1 protein-coding gene (only partly in view) is annotated in these 26404 nt (G+C 70.2%); it reads right to left on the bottom strand.

Annotated elements, in window-relative coordinates:
• Positions 1-18: 18 nt before the first annotated feature.
• On the bottom strand, positions 19-26404 hold the 3' portion of the coding sequence (locus AC1HFH_RS04755) for a non-ribosomal peptide synthase/polyketide synthase (protein WP_480246212.1). 17612 nt of this gene lie beyond the right edge of the window; 26386 of the gene's 43998 nt are visible here — the last part of the coding sequence; the start codon falls outside the window, past its right edge; its stop codon occupies positions 19-21.

The following is a 26404-nucleotide window of genomic DNA, read 5'->3' as shown; positions in this document are numbered from 1 at the left end:
CCCGGCCCACCGGAGCTATCACTCGACCACGATCACATCCACTTCCCCGTCGGCCCCGTCCGTCGGCTCGCCCGGAACCACGAACCAGTGGGTGACCTCGCCGTCGGCCAGGTCGTCGGGGATCGAGCCGTCCGGCAGCACGGACAGGGCACCCGCGGTGGCGACGGCCAGGAATTCCTGGACGGCGGCCCGGCCGGCGGCATGCGCGGTGTAGGTGGTGCATTCGTAATCGATGCCGTGGTCGGTGCGCAGCCGCTCGGCCAGGGCCAGCGCCTCGGCCTGGCTGATCGATTCCGGTGCGGCGCCGTCGGCCAGTACGAAGGCCGGGTGGTCGGCGTCGAGCGGACGGACCCGGTCGGCGTAGGACACCGGATGGGCCGGTGCCGCGGCGATCTCGGCTTCGAGGTCGGCGAGCACCAGCCACTGGCCGGCGGAACCGGTCGGTGGTTCGGTGCAGAGCCCGAAACCGACACCGGCCGCGGCCAGCTCCACACCGGTGAGATCACCGGCGAACAGGCAGGCGGCGCCGGCCTTCTGTACCGCCCACGCGGCCAGCACCGAATCGACACTGCGTGGCAGCGCGACCGCCACCACGTCGCCGGGACCGGCGCCCCGGTCGATCAGCACCCGGGCCAGCTGCGAGGACTTGCGATCCAGTGCGCTGTAGGCCACCTCGGCATCGCCGCGCAGCAGTGCGGGTGCCTGCGGATCGGCTTCGACGACCTCGCCGAGCACCTTCGCCACCGTCTGCGTGCCGACGCGGGCGACCGGTTCGGCCGTCGGCGCGGCGGCCGCAGCCCCGGATTCGGCGAGCAGCGCCGCCCGTTCCTCGGCGTCCAGGATGTCGATATCGCCGACCCGGCCCTCCGGATTGTCCAGCAGTTCGTCGAGCACCCGCAGCAACCGCTCGGACAGCGTCTGCACCTCCGCCTCGGTGAACCGGCTGCGCAGGAACCGCATCGAGATCTCGATCGTCGCCTCCATCATCACCACCAGCGTCAGCGGGTAGTGGGTGGCGTCGTCGAGCCCGACCCCGGACACGGTCATGCCGTCGATGGAGCTGGCGGCCGTGACCGCCTCCTTGTCCATCGGATACGACTCGAACACCAGCAGCGTGTCGAACTGCGATCCGGCGCCGGCGACCCGCTGGATATCGGACAGCCCCACATAGTGGTGGCTGAGCAGTTCGGCCTGTTCGGCCTGTACCCGCTGCGGCAGCTGTTCGGCGGTGGCGTGGTCGTCGACGGTGATCCGCACCGGCAACGTGTTGATGAACAGGCCGACCATCGATTCGACGCCGGGCAGCTCGGCCGGGCGGCCCGAGACGGTGGCGCCGAACACCACATCGCGGCGGCCGGTGAGCCGGCCGAGCACGATACCCCAGGCGGTCTGCAGCAGCGTGTTGGCGGTGACCCCGATCTCACCCGCGTACTTGGCCAGGGCGCGGGTGCGTTCGGCGTCGATCTCGAGGACGACCTTGCCGATCTCGTAGTTCTCCGGACCGCGCGGCGCCGGGGCCAGCTGGGTGGGTTCGTCGACCCCGGCCAGTGCCCGGCCCCAGGTCTGCAGCGAGGCCTCCCGGTCCCAGCCGGACAGCCAGGACAGGAAGTTGCGGTAGGACGCGGCCCGGGGCAGCGAACTCTGGTCGGCGCGCACCGCGTACAGCACCATCAGGTCCCGCATCAGCAGCGGCATCGACCAGCCGTCGACCAGGATGTGGTGCACGGTGATCGCCAGATGCCATTGGTCGGCGCGGGTGCGGTACAGCCCGAACCGGATCAGCGGCGGCGTGGTCATATCGAACTGTTCGGCGCGGTCGGCGTCGAGCAGTTCGCGCAGCCGCGGCATCCGCTGCTCCTCGGCCAGGTCCGTGAGATCGGTGTCCCGCCAGGGCACCTCGACCTCGGACAGCATCACCTGCACCGGCCGGCCGGCCGAATCGGTGACGAATGCGGTCCGCAGGTTCGGGTACCGGTCCAGCAGGGCCTGCGCGGCATCGCGAAGCCGGTCGGAATCCACGACACCTTGCAGGTCGATCACAGCCTGCATGGTGTAGACATCGACCGTCGAGGTGCTCACCATGGCGTGGAACAACAGACCCGACTGCAGCGGGGACAGTGGCCATACCTCGGCCAGCCCCGGGTACCGCTGCTCCCACGCCGTCAGATCGGTCTGGGTAACCGGCACCAGCGGCATATCGGACGGCGTGAACCCGCCCGCCTCCGGACGCTTCGCATGAGTGCACAGCGCGGTGAGCGCCGCCACGAAGGTATCGGCGAATTGCTGTACCCGGTCCCGATCCAGCAAGCCGGTCGGGAAGGCGATCGACGCACCCAACTGCGGGCCGTCGGCACCTTCCTCGACGATCGCGTTGATGTCGAGAGTGGCGTTGGCCGGCATGTCCCGGTCCATATCCGCGTCGAGCCGACCGAGGTCTGCTACCGGAACCCAGCCGAGATCGGCGACCTCGGGCGGAATTTCTCCCGCGGACATCCGTCCCAGATAGTTGAAACAGATCTGGCCCACCGGTTCGGCCCCGGTACCACCGAACAACTCGGGATGCGGCTCATCGCCGAGGTAGCCGAGCATTCCGTAGCCGATGCCGGTATCCGGCACGGCCAGCAGCTGTTCCTTCACCGACTTCACGATGTCCCCGAGCACCTCGCCGCCGGCGAAGGCCTCGTCCAGGTCCGCCCCGGCCAGATCGATCCGCACCGGGTAGGCGGTGGTGAACCACCCGACCGTGCGCGACAGGTCGGCCCCGGCGACGATCTCTTCCTGGCGGCCGTGGCCCTCCAGCCGGAGCAGCGCCGCGGATCCGAATTCCTCACCGCGCCACCGAGTGACGGCCATCGCCAGCGCGGCGAGCAGACCGTCGTTGACGCCGCCGTGGTACAGGCCCGGCAATGCGGTGAGCACCGCATCGGTGACCTCCGGAGTCAGCGTCAGCCGGACTCGATCGACAGTGTCGAAGGTATCCACCGTCGGATCGAACGGCCGCGAACCCAGGTGCGGATCCGGTGTGGCACACACTTCCCGCCAGTACGGCAACTCCGCCTGCCGTTGATCGGTTCCGGCCTGCTCGGCCAGGCTGTGCGCCCAGCGGCGCATCGACGTGCCGTTGGGCGGCAACTCGATCGGCTGCCCGGCGATCTGCTGGGACCAGGCCGAACCGAGGTCGGGGACCAGGATCCGCCAGGACACCCCGTCGATCACGAAGTGGTGCCCCACGACGAGCATCACGTCCCGGCGACCCGAGATGCCATCAGCGCCCGGAGCCTCGAAGGCGAACCATACGAATTGCACCATCATCGCGGCAGCCGGATCGAGGCGGCCCATAGCTGCATCGTATTCGGCGCTCGCCCGCGCGCTGAGCTGCTCATCGGTTGTCTCGGACGGCAGGACGACGCGGTGCACCAGCTCCGCGACGTCGACCGAACCTGGTGGCAACGCCTCGAACAGCCACCCCGATTCTGCCGATCCGGTGAGTCGTGACCGCAGCACATCGTGGTGGTCGAAGACCGCTCGGAGCGTGGCATGCAGCGTATCGGCGTCGATGCCGTTCGGCAGGCGGAGCGCCACCGACTGGGAGAACCGCTGGTACGAGGATCCGCCGTCCAGGATCTGCCGCATGATCGGCAGAATCGGGATCTCACCGACGCCACCACCGGGCAATTCCGCCAGGACGGCGCCGCCGGTGTCGTCGCCGAACACCGCGACCTCGGCAAGCCCGGCCACGGTGCGCTTCTCGAATACATCGCGGGGCCGGAACAGCACCCCGCGGTCCTTCGCACGTGAGACCAGCTGGATCGACACGATGCTGTCGCCACCGAGAGCGAAGAACGAATCGTCCAGACCGACCGCCTCCACGCCGAGCACTTCGGCGAACACCTCGGCGATGATCGCTTCCACATCGCTGGATGGGGCCCGGTACTCGCCGGCCTCGAAGACCGGCGCCGGCAGCGCCTTGCGGTCCAGCTTGCCGTTGGGGTTCAGCGGCAGGGAATCCAGGACCACGAAGGCCGCCGGAACCATGTAGGACGGAAGCTGCGCCACCAGATGCGTGCGCATGGCGTCGATATCCACATCGACCCCGGCCGCGGGAACGACGTAGGCAACCAATTGGTCACCGGTGTTCGGGTCCGACCGCACCAGAGCGACCGACTGGGCCACATCGTCCAGGGCGGTGAGTGCCGCCTGGATCTCACCCAGCTCGATCCGCAGACCACGCAGCTTCACCTGGAAGTCGGTCCGGCCCAGATACTCCAGCGCGCCGTCGGCACTGCGCCGCACGAGGTCACCGGTGCGATACATCCGGGTACCCGGGGCACCGAACGGATCGGCGACGAACCGGTCCGCCGTGAGATCCGGGCGGCCGAAGTAACCACGAGCCAGCTGGCTGCCGGACATGTACAGCTCACCCGCGGCACCCGGTGCCACCGGGTGCAGACGGGAATCCAGTACGTACGCCTTCGCATTCCACACCGGCCGGCCGATCGGCACCGCGCCGGACACCTCGGCCGGCGCGGGCGCGTAGGTCGCGTGCACGGTGAACTCGGTCGGTCCGTACAGGTTGTGCAGCTCCGCATCGGTGAATCGCCGGGCCGCGGTGACGGCCTCGGCGGTGAATGCTTCACCGGCGATCAGGAGGGTGCGCAGCGCAGCAAGGCCCGCAGCCGCGTCCGAATCGATACTCCCGGCGAACACCGTCAGCATCGAGGGCACGAACGAGGTCATGGTCACCCGTTGAGCCGCCATGACCTCAGCGAGGTAGTACGGGTCCCGGTGACCATCGGGGCTCGCTACGACCATCCGGCCACCGACACTCAACGGCCCGAACAACTCCCAGACCGAAACGTCGAACGTGGCGGGAGTCTTGAACAGCACCACATCTTCGGCACCGATCCGGTATTCGGCCGTGATCCAGCGGATCTGGTTCACAACAGCCGCATGCGGCACCGCCACCCCCTTGGGGCGGCCGGTCGAACCGGAGGTGAAGATCACGTAGGCCGGATGCTGCGGGTGCAACGGCCGGCGGCGGTCGGCATCGGTGACCGGCGTATCCGCGTAGTCGGACAGCTCGATGGTGTCCAGCACCAGGGTGGGCAGCTCACCACCGTCGAAACCGTCCGCCGCGGTGGTGAGTACCGCCACCGGCCGGGCCGTCTCCAGGACGTGCCCGATCCGCTCGGCGGGCTGGTCCAGGTCGAGCGGTACATACCCGCCACCGGCCGCCTGCACCGCATACATCGCGACCACCAGATCGACACTGCGACGCATACCCAGCGCGACCAGCGACTCGGGACCGACCCCGGCCGCGATCAGATGCCGGGCAAGGCGGTGCACCCGTGCCGCGAACTCGTGGTAGCGGACGGTCGTGCCGACAGCCGGATCGACCAGGGCAACGGCATCCGGGGTAGCGACCGCCTGCCGCTCGAACTCCGCGACCAGGGTGGCCGGTTCCAGCGGCTGCGCGGTGTCGTTCCAGCCGTACAGCTCCTGTTCCAGCTCGGCTGCTCCGAGCATTTCCAGGTCGCCGATCGGCTGCTGCGGATCTGCTACGGCACCGGCCAGCAGCCGCTGGAAGCGGCGACCGAACTCGGCCACCGTGTCCGCATCGAACAGGTCGGTCGCATAAGAGAATTCAGCATAGGCGCCGACCTCTTGGTCCGCTCCGGCTTCCCGGACGGTCAGCATCAGGTCGAATTTCGCGGTGTCGACATCGAAATCGACCGCAGAGACCTGCAGACCGGGCAGTTCGAAACCACTCTCGGGCATGTTCTCGAATGACAGGGCCACCTGGAACAGCGGATGCCGGGCAGTCGAACGCTCCGGGTTCAGCAATTCCACGAGCCGCTCGAACGGGATATCGGCGTGGGCGAACGCACCCAGGTCGGCCTCCTTGGCGGCCGCGAGCACCTCGGTGAAGCTCGCCTCCGGCCGCACCTCGGTGCGCAGCGCCAGCGTATTCACGAACATGCCGATCAGGTCGTCGAGTTCGGCTTCGCCGCGGCCTGCGATCGGCGTACCGACGACGATGTCGTCGGTACCCGACATACGCGCCAGGAACACCGCCAATGCGGTGTGCACGACCATGAACATCGTCGCGTTCTGCTCCCGGGCGAGCCGGTTCAGCCCGGTGTGCACCGAAGTCTCGATCGGGAACAGCACCTTGCCACCTGCGTACGACTGCACCGCGGGCCGTGTCCGGTCGGTCGGCAGGTTCAGCTCTTCGGGGATCCCCGCCAGGGTCTGCTTCCAGTAACCGGCCTGGCGGCCCAACACGCTCGCCGGATCGGACTCGTCACCGAGCACCTCGCGCTGCCAGATGCTGAAATCGGCGTACTGCACCGGCAGCGGTGCCCAGCCGGGCTCCACACCCCGCGACCTGGCCGCATACGCCAGCATCACGTCGCGGGTCAGCGGGGCCATCGACCAGCCGTCGGCGCTGATGTGGTGTGCCACGAACACCAGCACGTGCTCGACGGCCTGTTCGGCGGCACCGGTGTCGATGCGCAGCAGTTCGGCGCGCAACGGCACCTCGCCGACCACGTCGAAACCGGCCGAGATGACGGCCGCGATCCGGTCGTGCAGCTGATCCGGGTGCACGACCTGCGGCGACAGTTCCGGCACCGCGTCGGCGGCCGGGACGATCACCTGATGCGGTGTTCCGTCGGCGGCGGGGTACACGGTGCGCAACGATTCGTGCCGCGCCACCACATCGGCGACCGCGGCCTGCAGTGCGGCGACATCCAGCTCACCGGACAACCGGACCGCGACCGGAATGTTGTTCACCGACGAGCCCGTATCGAACTGGTTCAGGAACCACATCCGCTGCTGAGCCAGCGACAACGGCACCCGGTCCGGGCGCGGACCGGCCACCAAAGCCTTGCGGCCGGCGCCACCGGTGCCCTGCTCCACCTTCACCGCCAGCGCGGCCACGGTGGACGCCTCGAACAACAACCGCACCGGCACTCGGGCATCCAGGGCCGCACCGAGCCGGGCGGCAACCTGGGTGGCCAGCAGCGAGTTACCGCCGAGCGCGAAGAAATCGTCGTCCGCGCCCACCCGGTCGGCGCCGAGCACCTCGGCGAAGATCCCGGCGACCAGCTCTTCGATCGGCGTCGACGGCGCCCGGAAGGCCTGCGCCTCGAATTCCGGCTCCGGCAGTGCCTTACGGTCCAGCTTGCCGTTGACATTCAGCGGCAGCGCAGCCAGGACAACGAAGGCCGCGGGCACCATGTACGACGGCAGTTCCGCCGCCAGATCGGCCTGTACCGCCGCGACCTCGACCTCGGCGTCCGGCTGCGGCACCACATAAGCGACCAGCCGGTCACCCATCCGCGGATCGGACTTGGCCAGCACCGCGGCCTGCGCGAGCTCCGGCCGCGCCAGCAGCGCAGCCTCGATCTCACCGAGCTCGATCCGGAAACCACGGATCTTCACCTGGAAATCGGTGCGGCCCCGGTAGTCCAGCTCCCCGTTGCGGTTCCAGGCCACCAGGTCACCGGTGCGGTACATCCGCTCACCCGGCGTGAACGGGTTGGCCACGAACCGGTCTGCGCTCAGGTCCGCCCGGCCGAAGTAGCCGCGCGCCAGCTGGGCGCCGGCCAGGTACAACTCACCGGCGACGCCGTCGGGCACCGGCCGCAGCCGGGCGTCGAGGACGTACACCCGGCTGTTCCACTCCGGCACACCGATCGACACCGCACCGGTGTCGGCGGCATTCACCCGGTGGCTGGTGATCGACACCGCGGCCTCGGTCGGCCCGTACAGGTTGAACAGCTCGATCCGCGGATGTTCGGTGCGGAACCGTTGCGCCAGCGGGCCCGGCAGGGCCTCACCGATCGCCAGCACCCGCCACAGCGAATCCGGCAGACCGTCGGTGACCAGCGCGTCCAGCATGGACGGCACCACGTGCAGGGTGGTGACCCATTCCCGGGCGATCAGCTCGTTCAGGTAGGCCGGATCGCGATGCCCGTCCGGTGCCGCGATCACCAGCCGGCCGCCGCACACCGCGGCCGACCAGAACTCCCATACCGACAGGTCGAAGGTCGCCGCAGTCTTCAGCAGCACCGCGTCCGCGGCGTCCAGGCCGAATTCCACCAGCTTCCACTGCAGCTGGTTGGCGATCGCACCGTGCGGCACGGCGACGCCCTTCGGACGGCCGGTCGAACCCGACGTGAAGATCACGTACGCGGTGTTCTCCGGCCGCAACGGGGCCACGCGTTCGGCATCGGTGATCGGCCCGTCCGGCAGCTCGGCGAGCGCCGGTTCGTCGACCCGCAGCACCGGCGCCACCGCGGTCTCGAACCCGGTGTCCGCGTCGGTCAGCACCGTGACCGGAGCCGCGGTCGACAGGATGTAGTCGGTGCGCTCGGCGGCCTGATCCGGATCGACCGGCACGTAGGCACCACCGGACTTGGCGACCGCGTACATGGCCACGACCAGGTTCACCGACCGGCGCAACGCCAGCGCGACCCGCGCCTCCGGCCCGACACCGAGCGAGATCAGGTGCCGCGCCAGGCGATTCACCCGGGCGTCCAGTTCGGCGTAGGTCAGCTGGGCACCGTCGTCGGTGACCAGCGCGACTTCCTTCGGGTCCGCGGCAACCGTCGCATCGAGCAACGAGACCAGCGTCGCCGACTCGTCCACCGGGTGCGCGGTCGCATTACGACCGGACACCAGCTCGGTCCGCTCGGCCGGCTCCAGCAGCTCGAGCTCACCGACGGCGACCCGGGGTTCGGCGACGACGGCTTGCAGCAGCCGCACGAAGCGGTCCAGGAAGCCTTCCACCGTACTGCGGTCGAAGAGGTCGTCGGCGTAGGTCAGCACGCCGGCGATACCTTCCGGCGTTCCGGCGTCGGAGTAGGTGTCGGAGGCGATCAGGTGCAGGTCGAACTGGGAGATGCCGCTGTCGACGTCGAGCCCCTCGACGCTGAGCCCGGGCAGATCCAGGCGGCCGCGGCCGATGTTCTGGAAGGACAGGCCCACCTGGAACAGCGGGTGCCGTGCGGTGGAACGGACCGGGTTGAGCACCTCGACCAGGCGTTCGAACGGCACATCGGCATTGGCGAAGGCCTGCAGGTCGTCCTCCCGCTGGCGGGCCAGCAGGTCGGTGAACGCCTCGTCGCCGTGCACCCGGGTGCGGAACACCAGGGTGTTGACGAACATGCCGATCAGGTCGTCGAGCACCGCCTCACCGCGACCCGCCATCGGGGTACCGATGGCGATGTCGTCGGTACCGGACAGCCGGGCCAGCAGCACCGCGAGCGCGGTGTGCACCACCATGAACAGGGTGGCGCCCTCGGCGCGGGCCAGTTCGACCAGCGCCCGATGGGTTTCGGCATCGATGCGGACCGGCACCTGGCCGCCCGAGAAGGACTGCACCGCCGGGCGGGGCCGATCGGCCGGCAGATCCAGCTGGTCCGGCAGTTCGGCCAGCGCCCGCTGCCAGTAGGCGACCTGCTTGGCCGCGACCGAATCCGGGTCGGACTCGTCGCCGAGCAGTTCGCGCTGCCAGATGGCGTAGTCGGCGTACTGCACGGGCAGCGGAGCCCAGTTCGGCACTTCACCGGACACTCGTGCCGCGTAGGCGGTCATCAGGTCCCGGGTCAGCGGCGCCACCGAGGAACCGTCACCGGAGATATGGTGGACCACCAGCGCCAGCACGAATTCCCGCGCCTCGCCGGGAGCAGCGGTGCCGAACTGCTTCGCTCCCGAGGGCCCTCCGTGGCCACGCTCCGCTACCGCCTCCGGGCCCGCCGGTCGCTGCGCAACCACCTCGAACAACGCGACCCGGACCGGCACCTCGACGGTCACGTCGAACACCGTCGAGATCAATTCCAGCACAGCGGCTTCCACACCGTTGGCGGGCACCGTGCGCTGCTGCAGCTGCGGCACCGCCTGGGTGGCGGGCAGGATCACCTGCGCCGCACCGCCCTCGGTCTGCGGGTAGACGGTGCGCAGGATCTCGTGCCGGGTGACCAGGTCGGTGATCGCGGCCCGCAGCGCGTCGACATCCAGATCGCCGGTGAGGCGTACCGCGATCGGCACGTTGTAGGCGGCCGAATCGGTGTCGAACCGGTTGAGGAACCACATCCGCTGCTGCGCGGGCGACAGCGGAATGTGTTCGGGCCGGGGCCGCGCGGTGAGCGCGGTGCGGCCACCGGTCTCGGCCTGCAGCTCCACCCGGTGCGCCAGCTCGGCGACGGTGGACGCCTCGAACAACAGGCGCACCGGCACCCGGGTGTTCAGCGCCTCACCGAGGCGGGCGGCGACCTGGGTGGCCAGCAGCGAGTTACCGCCCCAGACGAAGAAGTCGTCGTCGAGGCCGAGCTGCTTGTCCGCATCGAGCCGCAGCACCCCGGCGAAGACCGCAGCCACCGTCTGTTCGACCGGGCTGACCGGCGCCCGGAATACCGCCTTCTCGAACGTCGGCGCGGGCAGCGCCTTTCGATCGAGTTTGCCGTTGGCGTTGAGCGGCAGCGCATCGAGCGCCGTGAACACCGACGGCACCATGTACGACGGCAGTTCGGCACCCAGCGCGGCCTGCAGATCCCGGTTGTCGATCCCGGCCTCGGACACCACGTAGGCGACCAGCCGGTCGCCGAGCACCGGATCGGTGTGCGCGACCACGGCGGCGGCGGTGATGTCGGGGCGGCGCAGCAGTGCCGCCTCGATTTCCCCGAGCTCGATCCGGAAACCGCGGATCTTCACCTGGAAGTCGGTCCGGCCCCGGTAGTCCAGCTCCCCGGCACCGTTCCAGGCCACCAGGTCACCGGTGCGGTACATCCGCTCGCCGGTGGTCGAGAACGGGTCGGCGACGAACCGCTCGGCGGTCAGATCCGCGCGACCGTAGTAGCCGCGTGCCAGCTGGACGCCCGCCAGATACAGCTCACCCGCGACGCCCGCCGGAACCGGCTGCAACCGGCTGTCCAGCACATAGACCCGGCTGTTCCACTCCGGGCCACCGATCGACACCGTCACTCGGTCGGCCTCGGTGACCTCGTGGCTGGTGATCGACACCGCGGCCTCGGTCGGTCCGTACAGGTTGAACAGGGCTGCGGTGTTGCCGGCGCGGAACCGCTGCGCGGTCGCCGCGGGCAGTGCCTCACCGATGGCCAGCACCCGGCGCAACGTACCCGGCATCCGGGCACCGGACTCGGTCAGCAACGCATCCAGCATCGACGGAACCACATGCAGCGTGGTGACACCGGCGCTGCGGATCAATTCGTTCACATACCCGGGATCGCGGTGACCGTCCGGGCTCGCCACGACCACCCGGCCGCCGCAGGCCGCGGCGGTCCAGAACTCCCAGACCGACAGGTCGAAGGTCGCGGCCGTCTTCAGCAGGATCGCGTCGTCCGCACCGAGACCGAATTCTGCGGTCTCCCAGAGCAGCTGGTTGACGATCGCGCCGTGCGGCACCGCCACACCCTTGGGCTTGCCCGTCGAACCGGACGTGAAGATCACGTATGCGGTGTTCGCCGGGGTGAGTGTGCCGCGGCGTTCCGCCGCACCGATCGCACCGGCCGGGACATCCGTGAGATCGAGCGTATCCACGGCGAGCACCGGGGCCGTATCCGTCGTGAAATCGTCCCGATCGGTGGTCAGCACCACTGCCGGTGCGGCGGTCGACAGGATGTAACCGGTGCGTTCGGCCGGCTGATCCGGATCGATCGGCACATAGGCGGCACCGGTCCGGGCCACCGCATACATCGCGACGACCAGATCGGTGCTGCGCCGGATGGCCAGCCCCACCCGGTCCTCCACACCGATACCGCGCCCGATCAGGTGCCGGGCCAGCCGGTTCACCCGGGCATCGAGTTCACCGTAGGTGAGGCTCGACAGACCCGTCTCCGCAGCCTCGTCGGCGACCAGGGCGACCGACTCGGGCGCCGCGGCGGCGGTCGCATCCAGCAGCGACACCAGCGTCGCGGCCGGGTCGACCGGGTGCGCGGTGTCGTTCCAACCGGCCAGGATCTGTGCCCGCTCCGGCGCGTCGAGCAGTTCGATATCGCCGACCGGCACCGTGGTGTCGGTGATCGCGGCATCGAGGACGCGGACGAACCGATCGGCGAAGCCCTGCACCGTCTCCCGGTCGAACAGGTCGACGGCGTAGCCGAATTCGGTGACCAGTTCGGCCGGACTGCCGTCGTCGGCGTACCGGTCGTAGAGGGTCACGTGCAGGTCGGTCTTGGCCAGCTGGGAATCGAAACCCACCTCGCCGACGGTCAGCCCCGGCAGCTGGAAGGTGGTCTCGGCCAGATTCTGGAAGGACAGGCCCACCTGGAACAGCGGATTGCGGGCCGTGGAACGCGCCGGGTTGAGCACCTCGACCAGGCGCTCGAACGGCACATCGGCGTTGGCGAACGCCTCCAGGTCACGTTCGCGGACCTCGCGGAGCAGGTCGGCGAAGTTCGCGGACGGGTCGACCGCGGTGCGGAAGACCAGCGTGTTGACGAACATGCCGATCAGGTCGTCGAGTTCACGTTCACCGCGACCGGCGATCGGGGTGCCGACCGCGATGTCGTCGGTACCGGACAGCCGCGCCAGCAGCACCGCCAGGGCGGCGTGCACGACCATGAACAGCGAGGCATTGTTGGCCCGGGCCAGCTCGTGCAGGCCGGCATGCCGCTGCGGATCGATCTCGAACCGGATCGCATTGCCCTGGAACGACTGCGCGGGCGGACGCGGGCGGTCGGCGGGCAGCTCCAGCTGGTCCGGCAGCCCGGCCAGGGCCCCGGTCCAGTAGGCGACCTGCCGAGCCGCCAGGGATTCCGGATCCTGTTCGTCGCCGAGCACCTCGCGCTGCCACAGCGCGTAGTCGGCGTACTGCACCGGCAGTGGCGCCCACTGCGGCGCCTCACCCTGGACGCGGGCCGCGTAGGCGGCCATGACATCCCGCGCCAGCGGCCCCATCGAGGAACCGTCGGCGGAGACGTGGTGCACGGTGAAGGCGAGCACATGCTCGGCCGGGTCGATCCGGAACAGCGCGACGGCCAGCGGCACCTCTTCGGTGACGTCGAAGGTGGTCATCGCGAACTCGATGACTCGGCCCACCACGTCGTCCTCGGTGACCTCGATATGCCGCACCTCGGGCCGGCTCTGCGAGACCGGCAGGATCCGCTGGTGCGGGCCGTCCGCGGAGCGCGGGTAGACGGTGCGCAGCACCTCGTGCCGGGCGAACACATCACCGATGGCCTGTTCGAGGGCGGCGACGTCCAGATCGCCGGTGAGCCGGACCGCGAGGGGGATGTTGTCCACCGCGGAGGTGCTGGTGTCGAATTGGTTCAGGAACCAGTACCGACGCTGGGCCGGCGAGAGCGGGATCTGCTCGGGCCGCTCGGCGACCCCGAGCCGCGGCCGGGCCCGGCCGGATCCGGCGTTGTGCTCGGCCCGCGCCGCGAGCGCGGCGACGGTGGAGGCCTCGAACAGGTCGCGCACCGCGAGATGGGTGTCCAGCGCGGCGCCCAGCCGGGCGGTGACCTGGGTGGCCAGCAGCGAGTTGCCGCCGAGGGTGAAGAAGTCGTCGTCCAGGCCCACTCGGGCCAGCCCGAGGACATCACCGAAGGTCCCGGCGACGATCTCCTCGATCGGGGTGGACGGCGCCCGGAACACCTTGGCCTCGAACACCGGGGCGGGCAGCGCCTTGCGGTCCAGTTTGCCGGAGGCGTTCAGCGGGAAGGCGTCGAGCACGACGAAGGCGGTCGGCACCATGTACGCGGGCAGCGCCGCACCCAGTTCGGTGCGTACGGCGTCGAGGTCGACAGCGGCACCGGCCGCCGGAACCAGATAGCCCACCAGCTGGTCGCCGAGCCGCTCGTCGGAGCGCACCACGACCACCGCCTGCGCGACGGATTCCTGCCCGGTCAGGGCGGATTCGATCTCACCCAACTCGATCCGCAGACCACGCAGCTTCACCTGGAAGTCGGTGCGGCCCAAGTAGTCCAGCTCACCACGAGCGTTCCAGGCCACCAGGTCGCCGGTCCGGTACATCCGATCCCCCGTAGCGGAGAACGGGTCGGCCACGAACCGGTCCGCGGTCAGATCCGGCCGCGCCACATAGCCACGCGCCAGCTGGGCGCCGGCCAGGTACAGCTCACCCGGTACTCCGGCCGGAACCGGACGCAGCCGCGAATCCAGCACGTACACCCGGGTGTTGAACACCGGCGCACCGATCGGCACCGATGCGGTGTCGGCGTCGGTGACCTCGTGGAAGGTCACGTCGACCGCGGCCTCGGTCGGGCCGTACAGATTGTGCAGGGCAGCACCGGTCAGCTCGCGCAACCGCTGCGCGGTCGGCGCCGGCAGCGCCTCACCGGAGGCGAACACCTGACGCAGGCCGGTGCATTCGGCGGCACGTTCCTCTTCGACGAACACCGCCAGCATCGACGGCACGAAGTGCGCGGTGGTGATGCCCGCGGATCCGATGATCTCGGCCAGATAGGCCGGGTCCCGGTGCCCGTCCGGCTTCGCCACGACCAGGCGCGCACCGGTCTGCAGCGGCCAGAAGAACTCCCACACCGACACGTCGAAGGTGGCCGGGGTCTTCTGCAGCACCGCGTCCGCACCGGTCAGGGGGTAGGCCGACTGCATCCACACCAGGCGGTTGACGATCGCGGCATGCGCAACCGCCACACCCTTCGGGCGGCCGGTCGAACCCGACGTGAAGATCACGTACGCGGTATCGGCCGGATGCAGCGGGCGGGCCCGGTCGGCATCGGTGACCTCGGTATCGGGGTAGCCGTCGAGGTCCAGCTCGTCGAGATGCACCGCTTCGGTGGCACCCGTGTCGAACTCGTCGACAGTCCGGGTCAGCACGCACACCGGCTCGGCCAGATCGAGGACATAGCGGTTGCGTTCGGCCGGATGATCCGGATCCAGCGGCACATACGCACCACCCGCGGCCTGCACCGCATACATGCCGACCACCAGATCGATGGACCGGCGCATACCCAGCGCCACCAGGGTGTCGGGTCCGACACCGCGCTCGATCAGGTACCGGGCCAACCGGTTCACCTGGGCACCGAACTCGGCATAAGCAAGCGAGACACCCTCGAACTCGACCGCAGGCGCCGACGGGGTGCGCCGCACCTGCTCACCGAATAGCGACACCAGCGTAGCTGCGGAATCGACCGGGTACGCGGTGTCGTTGCGATCCACCACCAGCGCGTGGTACTCGGCCGGGTCGAGCAGCTCGACCTCGCCGACCCGGACGGCCGGGTCGGCCACGACACCGCGCAGCATCCGGACCAGCCGCTCGGCCAGACCGGCCACCGTGTCGGCATCGAACAGTTCGGTCGCGTAAGCGAACTCGGCGGTCATCCCGTCGACGGCGCCGGATTCGTCCAGGCGGTCGGCCAGGTTCAGGTGCAGGTCGAACTTCGCGGTGACCACATCGAGGGGCACCCCGGCCACGGCGAGGCCGGGCAGCTCGAAGCTCGCGGTGCCGGTGTTCTGCAGCGACATCATCACCTGGAACAGCGGATGCCGGGCCTGCGAGCGCACCGGATTGAGAATCTCCACGAGCCGCTCGAACGGCAGATCCGCATGCCCGAAGGCGGCCAGGTCGGTCTCCCGGGTCCGGGCCAGCAGGTCGGCGAAGCTGTCCGCCGGGTCCACGCTGCTGCGCAGCACCAGGGTGTTGACGAACATGCCGATCGCGTCGTCGAGCACCGCCTCACCACGGCCCGCGACGGCGGTGCCGATGGCGATGTCGTCGGAGCCGGACAACCGGGCGAGCAGCGCGGCGAATGCGGCGTGCACCACCATGAACAGGCTGGCGCCGCGCCCCCGGGCGAGCGCGTCCAGGTCGCGCACCAGCGCCGCGTCCAGGCCGAATTCGTGCACCGCGCCCCGGCCGGAGGCCACCGCGGGGCGGGGCCGGTCGGCGGGCAGGTCGAGCTGATCGGGCAGCCCGGCGAGCTGCTGCGACCAATAGGCCACCTGCTGTGCGATCAGCGAATCGGCATCGTCCTCGGAGCCGAGGGTTTCGCGCTGCCACAGCGCGAAGTCGGCGTACTGCACCGGCAGCGGCGCCCAGGCCGGAGCCTCGCCACGGGAGCGAGCCGCGTAGGCCAGCATCACGTCGCGGGCCAGTGGCCGCACCGACCAGCCGTCCCCGGAGATGTGGTGCACCACGAACACCAGCACATGGCTGTCCGTGGTGACACGCAGCAGTTCGGCCCGCAGCGGCACCTCGGCGGTGACGTCGAACCCGGTGAGCACGAGCGCACCGATCCGGTCGTGCAGTTCGGCAGCCGGGACGTCGATCGGGGTCAGATCGACGGTGTGGGCGCCGGACGGCAGCACGACCTGCACGCCCTGACCGTCGGCGGTCTCCGGGTAGACGGTGCGCAGCACCTCGTGCCGGTCGAGCACGTCGGCGACGGCCTGCTGCAGCGCTGCGACATCGAGCTCCCCGGTCAACTGCACCGCCAGCGGGATGTTGTTGACCGCGGTGGCGTTGTCGAAACGGTTCAGGAACCACATCCGCTGCTGGGCCAGCGAAAGCGGGATCTGCTCCGGGCGCGGCCCGGCGACCAGCGCCCGCCGACGCCCGGTACCGCCGGCTTCCTCCAGCTGGATGGCCAGGGCCGACACGGTGGGCGCTTCGAACAGCGCCCGGACCGGGACCCGGCTGTCCAGGGCGGCGCCGAGCCGGGACGCCACCTGGGTGGCGATCAGCGAGTTGCCGCCCAGGTCGAAGAAGTCGTCGTCGCGGCCGACCGGGCGGTCCGCGGCGAGGCCGAGCACCTCGGCGAACACATCGGCGACGATCTCCTCCACCGGCGTCTGCGGCGCCCGGAATTCGCGGGCCTCGAAGACCGGTTCCGGCAGTGCCTTACGGTCGAGCTTGCCGTTCGGGTTCAGCGGCAGTGCGTCGAGCACCACGAACGCGGCCGGCACCATGTACGACGGCAGCCGCTCGGCCAGCTCTTCGCGGACGACGTCCACATCGACCCGGGCGCCCGCGGCGGGCACCAGGTAGCCGACCAGCTGGTCGCCGGTGTGCGGGTCCGAGCGGACCACGGCCACCGACTGGGCGACCTCGTCCAGGGCCGTCAGCGCGGCCTCGATCTCGCCCAGCTCGATCCGCAGACCGCGCAGCTTCACCTGGAAGTCGGTGCGGCCCAGGTAGGTGATGGAACCGTCCGAATTCCAGCGCACCAGGTCGCCGGTGCGGTACATCCGGGCACCGGCGGACCGGCCCGGCGCCGCAAACGGATCGGCGACGAAGCGGTCGGCCGTCAGGTCGGCGCGGCCCACATAGCCCCGCGCCAGCTGGACGCCCGACAGATACAACTCACCCGCAACACCCGGTGCCACCGGATGCAGCCGCGAATCCAGCACGTAGGCCTGCGAGTTCAGCACCGGGCCGCCGATCGGGACGGCGCCGGACACCTGCCGGCCGACCGGGCCGGCGGTGGCGTGCACGGTGAACTCGGTCGGGCCGTACAGGTTGAACAGTTCGGCCTCGCATACCCGGCGGAACGCCGCGACCACATCGCCGGTGAATGCCTCACCTGCGACGAGCACGGTCCGCAGCGAGGTCAGCTGTGCCGGGTCGACGGCGCCGGCGAACACCGACAGCATCGACGGCACGAAGGAGGTCATCGTGACGCCCTCGGCGGCGATCAGCTCACCCAGGTACTGCGGGTCGCGATGTCCGTCCGGCGTGGCGACCACCATGCGGGCACCGCGGGCCAGGGTGCCGAAGAGTTCCCAGACCGACACGTCGAAGGTCTGCGGGGTCTTGAACAGCACGACGTCATCGGCATCGATGCCGTACTGCTCGGTGATCCACCGGACCTGGTTGGCCACCGCGGCATGCGGAACGGCCACGCCCTTCGGGCGGCCGGTCGAACCCGAGGTGAAGATGACGTAGGCGGCATTCGAACCGCGCAGCGGCGCACGGCGATCGGCGTCGGTCAGTGCGGCATCGGAGTATCCGGACAGGTCGACGTCGTCGAGCACGATGCTCGGCGCCACCGCCGACGTGAACGCATCGGCGGTGTTCGTCAGGACAACGACCGGCGCTGCGGTGGTCAGTACGTAGCCGATGCGGTCGGCGGGCTGATCCAGATCCAGCGGCACGTATCCGCCACCGGCGGCCAGGGTCGCGAGCATGCCGACCACCAGGTCGGCCGACCGGCGCACGCCCAGGGCCACCAGGGTGTCCGGGCCGACACCGGCCTCGATCAGCTTCCGGGCCAACCGGTTCGCGCGGGCAGCCAGTTCACCGTAGGAAAGGGTCGTGCCCTCGAACGTCACCGCGGGTGCGGTGTTCGCCGGATCCAGGTCGAGAACATCCAGCAACGTCGAATCGGTCTCCGGCGGCACGGCGACCAGCTCACCGGCTACGCTGCTCGCCCCGACGAGCCCGGTGTCGTTCCAGACCGAGGTCACCAGTTCCCGCTCGCGCTCGTCGAGCAGGTCGATATCACCGACAGCTGTCTCCGGCCGGGCGGAAACGGCGGCCAGGATGCGGGCGAACCGGCGGCCGAACGCGGCCATGGTCTCGGCGTCGAAGAGATCGGTGGCGTAGATCAGTTCGGCGGTGAGACCGGCGGCACCGGGCCCTGCCGTCTCCTGGTCCTCGGTGAGCACCAGCTGCAGATCGAACTTCGCCACGTCGATGGGCAGGTCGACCGCGCTGACGGTGAGCCCGGGCAGTTCCAGGCTCGCATTGCCGGTGTTCTGGAAGGCCAGCATCACCTGGAACAGCGGGTGCCGGGCCTGCGACCGGGCCGGGTTCAGGATCTCCACGAGCCGTTCGAACGGCAGGTCGGCGTGCCCGAACGCGGCGATATCGTCGGTGCGCACCTGGGCGAGCAGATCGGTGAAGGTCCGGCCGGCTGCCACATCGGTGCGCAGCACCAGCGTGTTGACGAACATGCCGATCAGATCGTCGAGGGCGCGTTCACCACGCCCGGCCACCGGGGTGCCGATGGCGATATCGGCCTCGCCGGACAGTCGCGACAGCAGCACCGCCAGCGCGGTGTGCGCCACCATGAACGTGGTGGCGCCCCGGGTGCGCGCCAATTCCACCAGCGCGGCGTGGGTTTCGCCGTCGATGTGGAAGGTGTGCGTGGCACCGCGCCCGCTGGCCACGGCGGGCCGGGGCCGGTCGGCGGGCAGGTCGAGTTGTTCGGGCAGACCGCGCAACTGCTGCGACCAGTACCCGATCTGCTGCGCGATCACCGAGGACGGGTCGTCCTCGGAGCCGAGCACCTCGCGCTGCCAGGACGCAAAATCGGCGTACTGCACCTCCAGGGGGCGCCATGCCGGTTCCGCACCCTCGACGCGGGCGCTGTAGGCGGTCATCACATCCCGGGTGAGCGGGCCCATCGAGAAGCCGTCGGCCGAGATGTGGTGCACCACCAGCGCGAGCACATGCTCGGTGGGGCTCACCTCGAACAGCCGCGCCCGGAAGGGCACTGCGGCCGCAACGTCGAAGGCGGTGCCGGCCAGTTCGGCGACCTGCTGCGGCAGTTCGGCCTCGGTCGTCTCGACCGGGGTCAGATCCGGGATCACCTGGCCGGTGGGCACGATCACCTGGTGGGCGGTGCCGTCCACTTCCGGATAGTAGGTGCGCAGCGACTCGTGTCGGGCCAGCACGTCGGCCACCGCGATCTGCAGCGCCTGCCGATCCAGCAGGCCGGACAGCCGCACCGCGGCCGGGATGTTGTCGACCGCGGAATCCGGGTCGAACCGGTTCAGGAACCACATCCGCTGCTGCGCCAGCGACAACGGAATCCGGCCGGTACGCGGCCGCGGAGCCAGCGCGGCGCGCCGGCCGCTGCCGGTCCGCGATTCCGCCCGGGCGGCCAGACCGGCGACGGTGGACGCCTCGAACAGCTCGCGCACCCCGAGGTCGGTGTCCAGGGCCGCGGAGAGCCGGGCCGCGACCCGGGTCGCGGTCAGCGAGTTGCCGCCGAGGGTGAAGAAGTCGTCGTCCAGGCCGACCCGGTCGACGCCGAGCACACCGGCGAAGGTGTCCGCGACGATCTCCTCCACCGGAGTGGTGGGCGCCCGGAACTCCGCGGCGGCCACCACCGGGGCGGGCAGCGCCTTGCGGTCCAGCTTGCCGGAGGCGTTCAGCGGGAACTCGTCGAGCACCATCAGCACCGCGGGAACCATGTAGGCCGGCAGGTTGCGAGCCAGTTCTTCGCGGACGTCCTCGACATCGACGGTGCGGCCGGGCGCGGCGATCACATAGCCGACGAGCTGATCGCCGGTGTGCGGATCCGACCGGACCACGACCACCGACCGATCCACCTCGTCGAGTGCGGCCAGGGCCGATTCGATCTCACCGAGTTCGATCCGCAGACCACGCAGCTTCACCTGGAAGTCGGTGCGGCCCAGGTACTCCAGCTCACCGGCCGCGGTCCAGGTGACCAGGTCACCGGTGCGGTACATCCGGACACCGTTGTCCGCGAAGGGGTTCGCGACGAACCGGTCGGCGGTCAGATCGGGCCGGGCCACATAGCCACGCGCCAGCTGGGCGCCCGCGAGATACAGCTCACCCGCGACACCCACCGGAACCGGTCGCAGCCGGTCGTCCAGGACGTAGACCTGGGTGTTGTACACCGGGGCGCCGATCGCGACGCTGTCGACATCGGCATCGGTGACCTCGTGGAAGGTCACGTCGACCGCGGCCTCGGTCGGGCCGTACAGGTTGTGCAGGGCCGCACCGGTCAGCTCGCGCAGACGCTGCGCCGGGCCACCGGGCAGGGCTTCACCGGAGGCGAACACCATGCGCAGCGAATCACACTGCGCGGCAGTTCCTTCGGCAACGAACACGGCCAGCATCGACGGCACGAAGTGGGTGACCGTGACACCTTCGGTGCGGATCAGTTCGGTCAGGTAAGCCGGGTCCCGGTGACCGTCCGGCTTGGCGACCACCAGACGGGCGCCGATCTGCAACGGCCAGAAGAACTCCCACACCGACACATCGAAGGTGGACGGCGTCTTCTGCAGCACCACATCGGCCTCGGTGAGCCGGTACGCCGACTGCATCCACACCAGGCGGTTGACGATCGCGGCATGCGAAACCGCCACGCCCTTCGGCCGCCCGGTGGAACCGGAGGTGAAGATGACGTAGGCGATATCCGCCGGCCGCAGCGGCGCCCGGCGTTCGCTGTCGCGCACCGGGGTCTCGTCGTAGCCGGACAGATCCAGCAGATCGATCCGCACCTGCGCGGTGTCGATATCGAGATCGGCACCCGAGGTCAGCACGCACACCGGGTCGGCGGTGGCCAGGATGTACTCGGTGCGTTCGGCCGGGTGATCCGGGTCCAGCGGCACATACGCGCCGCCGGCGACGCTCACCGCGTACATGCCGACCACCAGGTCGATGGACCGGCGCATGCCCAGCGCGACCGCCGAATCGGCGCCGACACCGCGGTCGATCAGCCAGCGGGCCAGGCGATTCACCCGGTCGGCGAACTCGCGGTAGGTGACAGACTCGTCCTCGAAACGCAGGGCGACCGCGCCCGGGGTGCGCTCGGCCTGCGCCTGGAACATCGACACCAGCGTCGCGGTGCCGTCCACCTCGTGTGCGGTGTCGTTCCATTCGGTGACGACCTGCGCCCGCTCCGCGGCGTCGAGCAGGTCGATCTCGCCGACCGGGGTGTTCGGGCCGGCGGTGATCGCATCCAGCACCCGCACCAGGCGGTCGGCGATGCGGCGCACATCGTCGGCGGCGAACAGGTCGCGCAGATAGCCGGCCCGGATGCGCAACCGGGAATCCAGCTGGGCGATCAGGGTCAGCGGGTAGTGGGTGGCGTCGGCCGCATCCAGGCCGGTCACCGCCATACCGTCGATATCGCTGGCCTGCGCCTCGAGCGCGTCGGCATCGACCGGGTAGGACTCGAAGACCACCAGCGAATCGAACAGCGCGCCTAGCCCGGCGGCCGACTGGATCTCGGCCAGGCCGACATAGTGGTGGTCGAGCAGATCGGCCTGCTCGCCCTGGGTCCGGGTGAGCAGTTCGCGCACCGGTTCACCGGCGCGGTAACGCACCCGGACCGGCACGGTGTTGATGAACAGGCCGACCATCTGCTCGACGCCGGCCAGCTGCGCGGGCCGCCCGGACACGGTGGTACCGAACAGCACATCGTCACGGCCGGTCATCCGGCCCAGCAGAATCGCCCAGGCCACCTGCAGCACCGTGTTCGGCGTGACACCGAGATCGGCGGCGAGCGTGGTGAGCCGCGCGGTGGCGGTCTCGTCCAGCTCGAACAGGTACTCACCGGACAGATCGGTGATCTCGCGGCCGGCGTCGGGCCGGGCCAGCAGGGTCGGTTCGCCGATCCCGGCGAGCGCCTGCCGCCAGGCGGCCACCGAGGCGGCATGGTCCTGCCGGCCCACCCAGTCCAGGAAGTGCCGGTAGGACCGCACCGCGGGGAGTGCGGCGGCGTCGCCGTGCAGCGCGTACAGCGCGAGCAGATCGCGCATCAGCAACGGCATCGACCAGCCGTCGAGCAGGATGTGGTGGTTGGAGACGGCGAGCTGCCACTCGTCCGCGGCGACCCGGATCAGCGTGAACCGGACCAGTGGCGGCGCGGCCAGATCGAAGCGGGCCGTGCGGTCGGCCTCGATCAGGTCGGCGATCTCGCCGCTCTCGCTGCGGTCGTGTTCGGCCCAGGCCACTCGCACCGAATCGAGCACCACCTGGACGGCATTTCCGTCGTGGTCGGTGACGAAGGCGGTGCGCAGGGTGTCGTAGCGGTCCAGCAGGGCCTGCGCGGCGGCGTGCAACCGGTCGGCGTCGACGCGCCCGCGCAGATGCAGCACCGCCTGCGCGGTGTAGACGTCCACCGAGGTGGCCGCCAGCCGGGCATGGAAGAACAGACCGGCCTGCAGCGCGGCCAGCGGCCACAGGTCGACCAGGGCCGGGTAACGGCGTTCGAACACCTCGATATCACGCTGGGTGCTGCGCACCAGGGCGAAATCGGACGGTGTGTGCCCACCGGCGCCGGCGGTCTCCGCGTGCCGGGCGACGGCTGTCAGGGCGGCCAACCAGAGGTCGGCGAATTCGCGCACCTCGGCATCGGACAGCAGCGTGCTCGGGTAGCCGATATTGGCGCTGAGCTTGTCGCCGACCACGATGGCGTTGACGTCCAGGGGCGCCATCGCCGGCATATCGCGGTCGTACGCCCCGCCCAGGGCGCCGAGTTCGGGCGCCGGAATCCAGCCGAAGCCCTGCAGCGCCTCCGGCACATCACCCTCGGAAACCCGGCCCAGGTAGTTGAAGCTGATCTGGCCGGGCAGCCGCTCGGGCAGCTCGGCGGCGGTCTGCTCGTTCAGGTAGCGCAGCATGCCGTAGCCGATGCCCTTGTCCGGCACGGCGAGCAACTGCTCCTTGACCGCCTTGATCGCGGCGCCGAGTTCGGGGCCGCCGGCCAGAGCGGCATCGAGGTCGATACCGGCGAGTTCCAGCCGCACCGGGAAGATCGAGGTGAACCAACCCACCGTGCGGGACAGGTCGGCACCGGGCACGACTTCTTCTTCGCGGCCGTGGCCCTCCAGGCGCAGCAGCAGCGCGTCGCCGGACCCCGGCCGGGCCGCGGCCCGCCGGGCACGCCACTGAGCGGCCGCCAGCGCCAGCGCGGTGAGCAGCCCGTCGTTCACGCCACCGTGGTAAAGCGCCGGGACCGTGGTCAGCAGGGCCCGGGTGACCTCGGGCGACACCTCGACCGGCAGTTTCTCGATGACTCCGGAGACATCCACCGCTGGGTCCATCGGCCGCTCGGTGAGCAGCGGATCGGCGGTTTCGGCCACCGCCCGCCAGTAGTCGAGTTCGGCGACCCGCTCGGGGCGGCGCGCCTCGTCGGCGAGGGCATGCGCCCAGGCCCGCATCGAGGTGCCCGGTGCGGCCAGCTCCGGCTGCTGCCCGGCGGACAGCTGTCCCCAGGCGGCGACGAAATCGGGCACCAGCACGCGCCAGGAGACGCCGTCGACGACCAGGTGGTGCGCGGCGACGACCAGCCGGCCGGTGCGGGAACCGGCTCCGGCCGGTGCCAGCCAGACGAACCGGATCACCACACCGGCGGCCGGATCGAGCCGGTCCAGGGTGGCGTCCAGGGCGGCCGACGCGATGTCGACGAGTTCGGCGTCGGTGGCGTCCGCGGGGAATTCGGTCCGGTCGATCAGCGCATCGGCATCCACGGTGCCGGGCGCGGCGGTCTCGACCTGCCACTGCCCGTCCGCGGTGTACAGCCGGGCCCGCAGCATGTCGTGGCGGTCGATGACCGCACCGACCGTGGCGGCGATACCGGCGCGGTCGATTCCCGCCGGGAGTTCCAGTGCGAGAGTCTGATTGAACCGGCCGAACGATCCGGGACGTTCGGCCATGAACCGCACCACCGGGGTGAGCGGCATCGCGCCGACGCCACCGCCGGGCAGCTCGGCCAGCGCGGCCGGCGCATCCGCCGCGGTCTCGGTGGTCTCGGCGACCGCCGCCAGCCCGGCGACGGTGCGTTCCTCGAACACATTGCGCGGGGTGAAGACCACGCCGCGGGCCTTGGCCCGGGAGACCAGCTGGATGGAGACGATCGAATCGCCGCCCAGGGCGAAGAACGAATCGTCCACACCCACCCGGTCCAGGCCGAGTACCTCGGCGAATACCTCGGCGATGGTGTGCTCGAGCGGAGTGCGCGGCGCCCGGAAGCCCGCCTCGGCGGCGAACACCGGCTCCGGCAGCGCCTTCCGGTCCAGCTTCCCGACCGGGGTGAGCGGCACCCGGTCGATCACCATGATCGAGGCGGGCACCATGTAGGCGGGCAGCCGGTCGGCGACGTGCGCGGTCAGCGTCGGCACGTCGATCGCCCGGCCGGCGGCGGCCACCACGTAGGCGACCAGCGACACCGCGCCCGCAGCGCTCTTATGCCCGACGGTGACCGCGAAGTCGACCGTCTCGTGCGAGGCCAGCGCGGCGTCGATCTCGCCCAGCTCGATGCGGAAACCACGCACCTTGACCTGGAAGTCGGACCGGCCGACGTACTCCACTTCACCGTCGGCCGTCCACCGGACCACATCGCCGGTGCGATACATCCGGGCACCCGCGACGAACGAATCGGCGACGAACCGGTCGGCGGTCAACCCCGGACGGGCATGGTAGCCGCGGGCCAGCTGGATACCCGAGATGTACAGCTCACCGGCGACACCGACCGGGACCGGCTGCAGCCGCGAATCCAGGATCAGCGAACGCATACCCCGGGTCGGACCACCGATGGTGACCCGATCGGCCGGGGTCAGCGCGCCGCTGATATTGGTCATGATGGTGGTCTCGGTGGGCCCGTAACCGTTGTGGAAGGACCGAATCGGCCCATTCCCACCATCGAGCGGCACCGCCCACTTGGTGACCAGATCGGCGGGCACCGCCTCGCCGCCGGCGACCAGCACCCGCAGCGATTCCAGGCCGCTCGGATCGAAGGTGGCCAGCGCGGCCGGGGTGATGAACGCGTGCGTGACCCGCTCGGCGCGGATCAGCTCGGAGAGTTCTTCACCGCCGTAGACCCCCGGCGGCACCACGACCAGCGCACCGCCGCGGGCCAGCGCCAGCAGCAGCTCCAGGATCGAGGCGTCGAACGAGGGCGAAGCGAAATGCAGTGCCCGCGTGTCCGAATCCAGGTCGTAGCGCCGCGCCTGTTCCTCGGCGAAGTTGGCCAGGCCGGTATGGGTGACCACGACGCCCTTGGGCAGGCCGGTGGAACCGGAGGTGTAGATGACGTAGGCGGGCTGCTCCGGCCGGGTCGGCCGGACCAGCTCGGCCGCATCGATCGGGCCGCCGTCGAAATCGTCGGCCGCCAGTTCGTCCAGCACCAGCCACCGGCAGGAATCGGGCAGCCCGTCCTGCACCGCGCCCACGGTCAGGCCCACCGGCGAACCGGAATCGGTGACCATATGCGCAATGCGCTCGGCCGGGTAGTTCGGGTCGACCGGTACGAACGCCGCACCGGTTTTGGCGACCGCCCATTCGGCCAGGACCGAATCGGCGGACCGCGGCACCGCGACCGCGACCAGGTCTTCGGCACCGATACCTTCGGCGATCAGCAGCCGGGCCAGGCGGTTCGACCGCTCGTCGAGCTCCCGATAGGAGACCGTCGTCCCCTGGAACACGACCGCAGGACCGTCCGGGTTCTGCGCGACGGCCGCGGCCAGCAGCTCGGGCAGGGTGCGGGGCGGCACGGCGGGGGCGCCGTGCCGGGCGACCAGGTCTGCACGTTCCGCGGCATCGAGCACGTCGATACCGCCGGCGGTCACCGAGGCGTCGGCGGCGACGGCCTCGAGCACCCGCTGCCAGCGTTCGGCGATACCGGCCACGGTGGCCTCGTCGAACAGTTCGGTGGCGTAGTTCAGGTCGAGCAGCATGCCGCCCGCCTGCTCCGCG

The organism is Nocardia sp. KT25-26, assembly GCF_056627695.1.
Note: the sequence above shows the minus strand (reverse complement) of the source record. Positions and strands in the feature narration are given on the sequence as shown.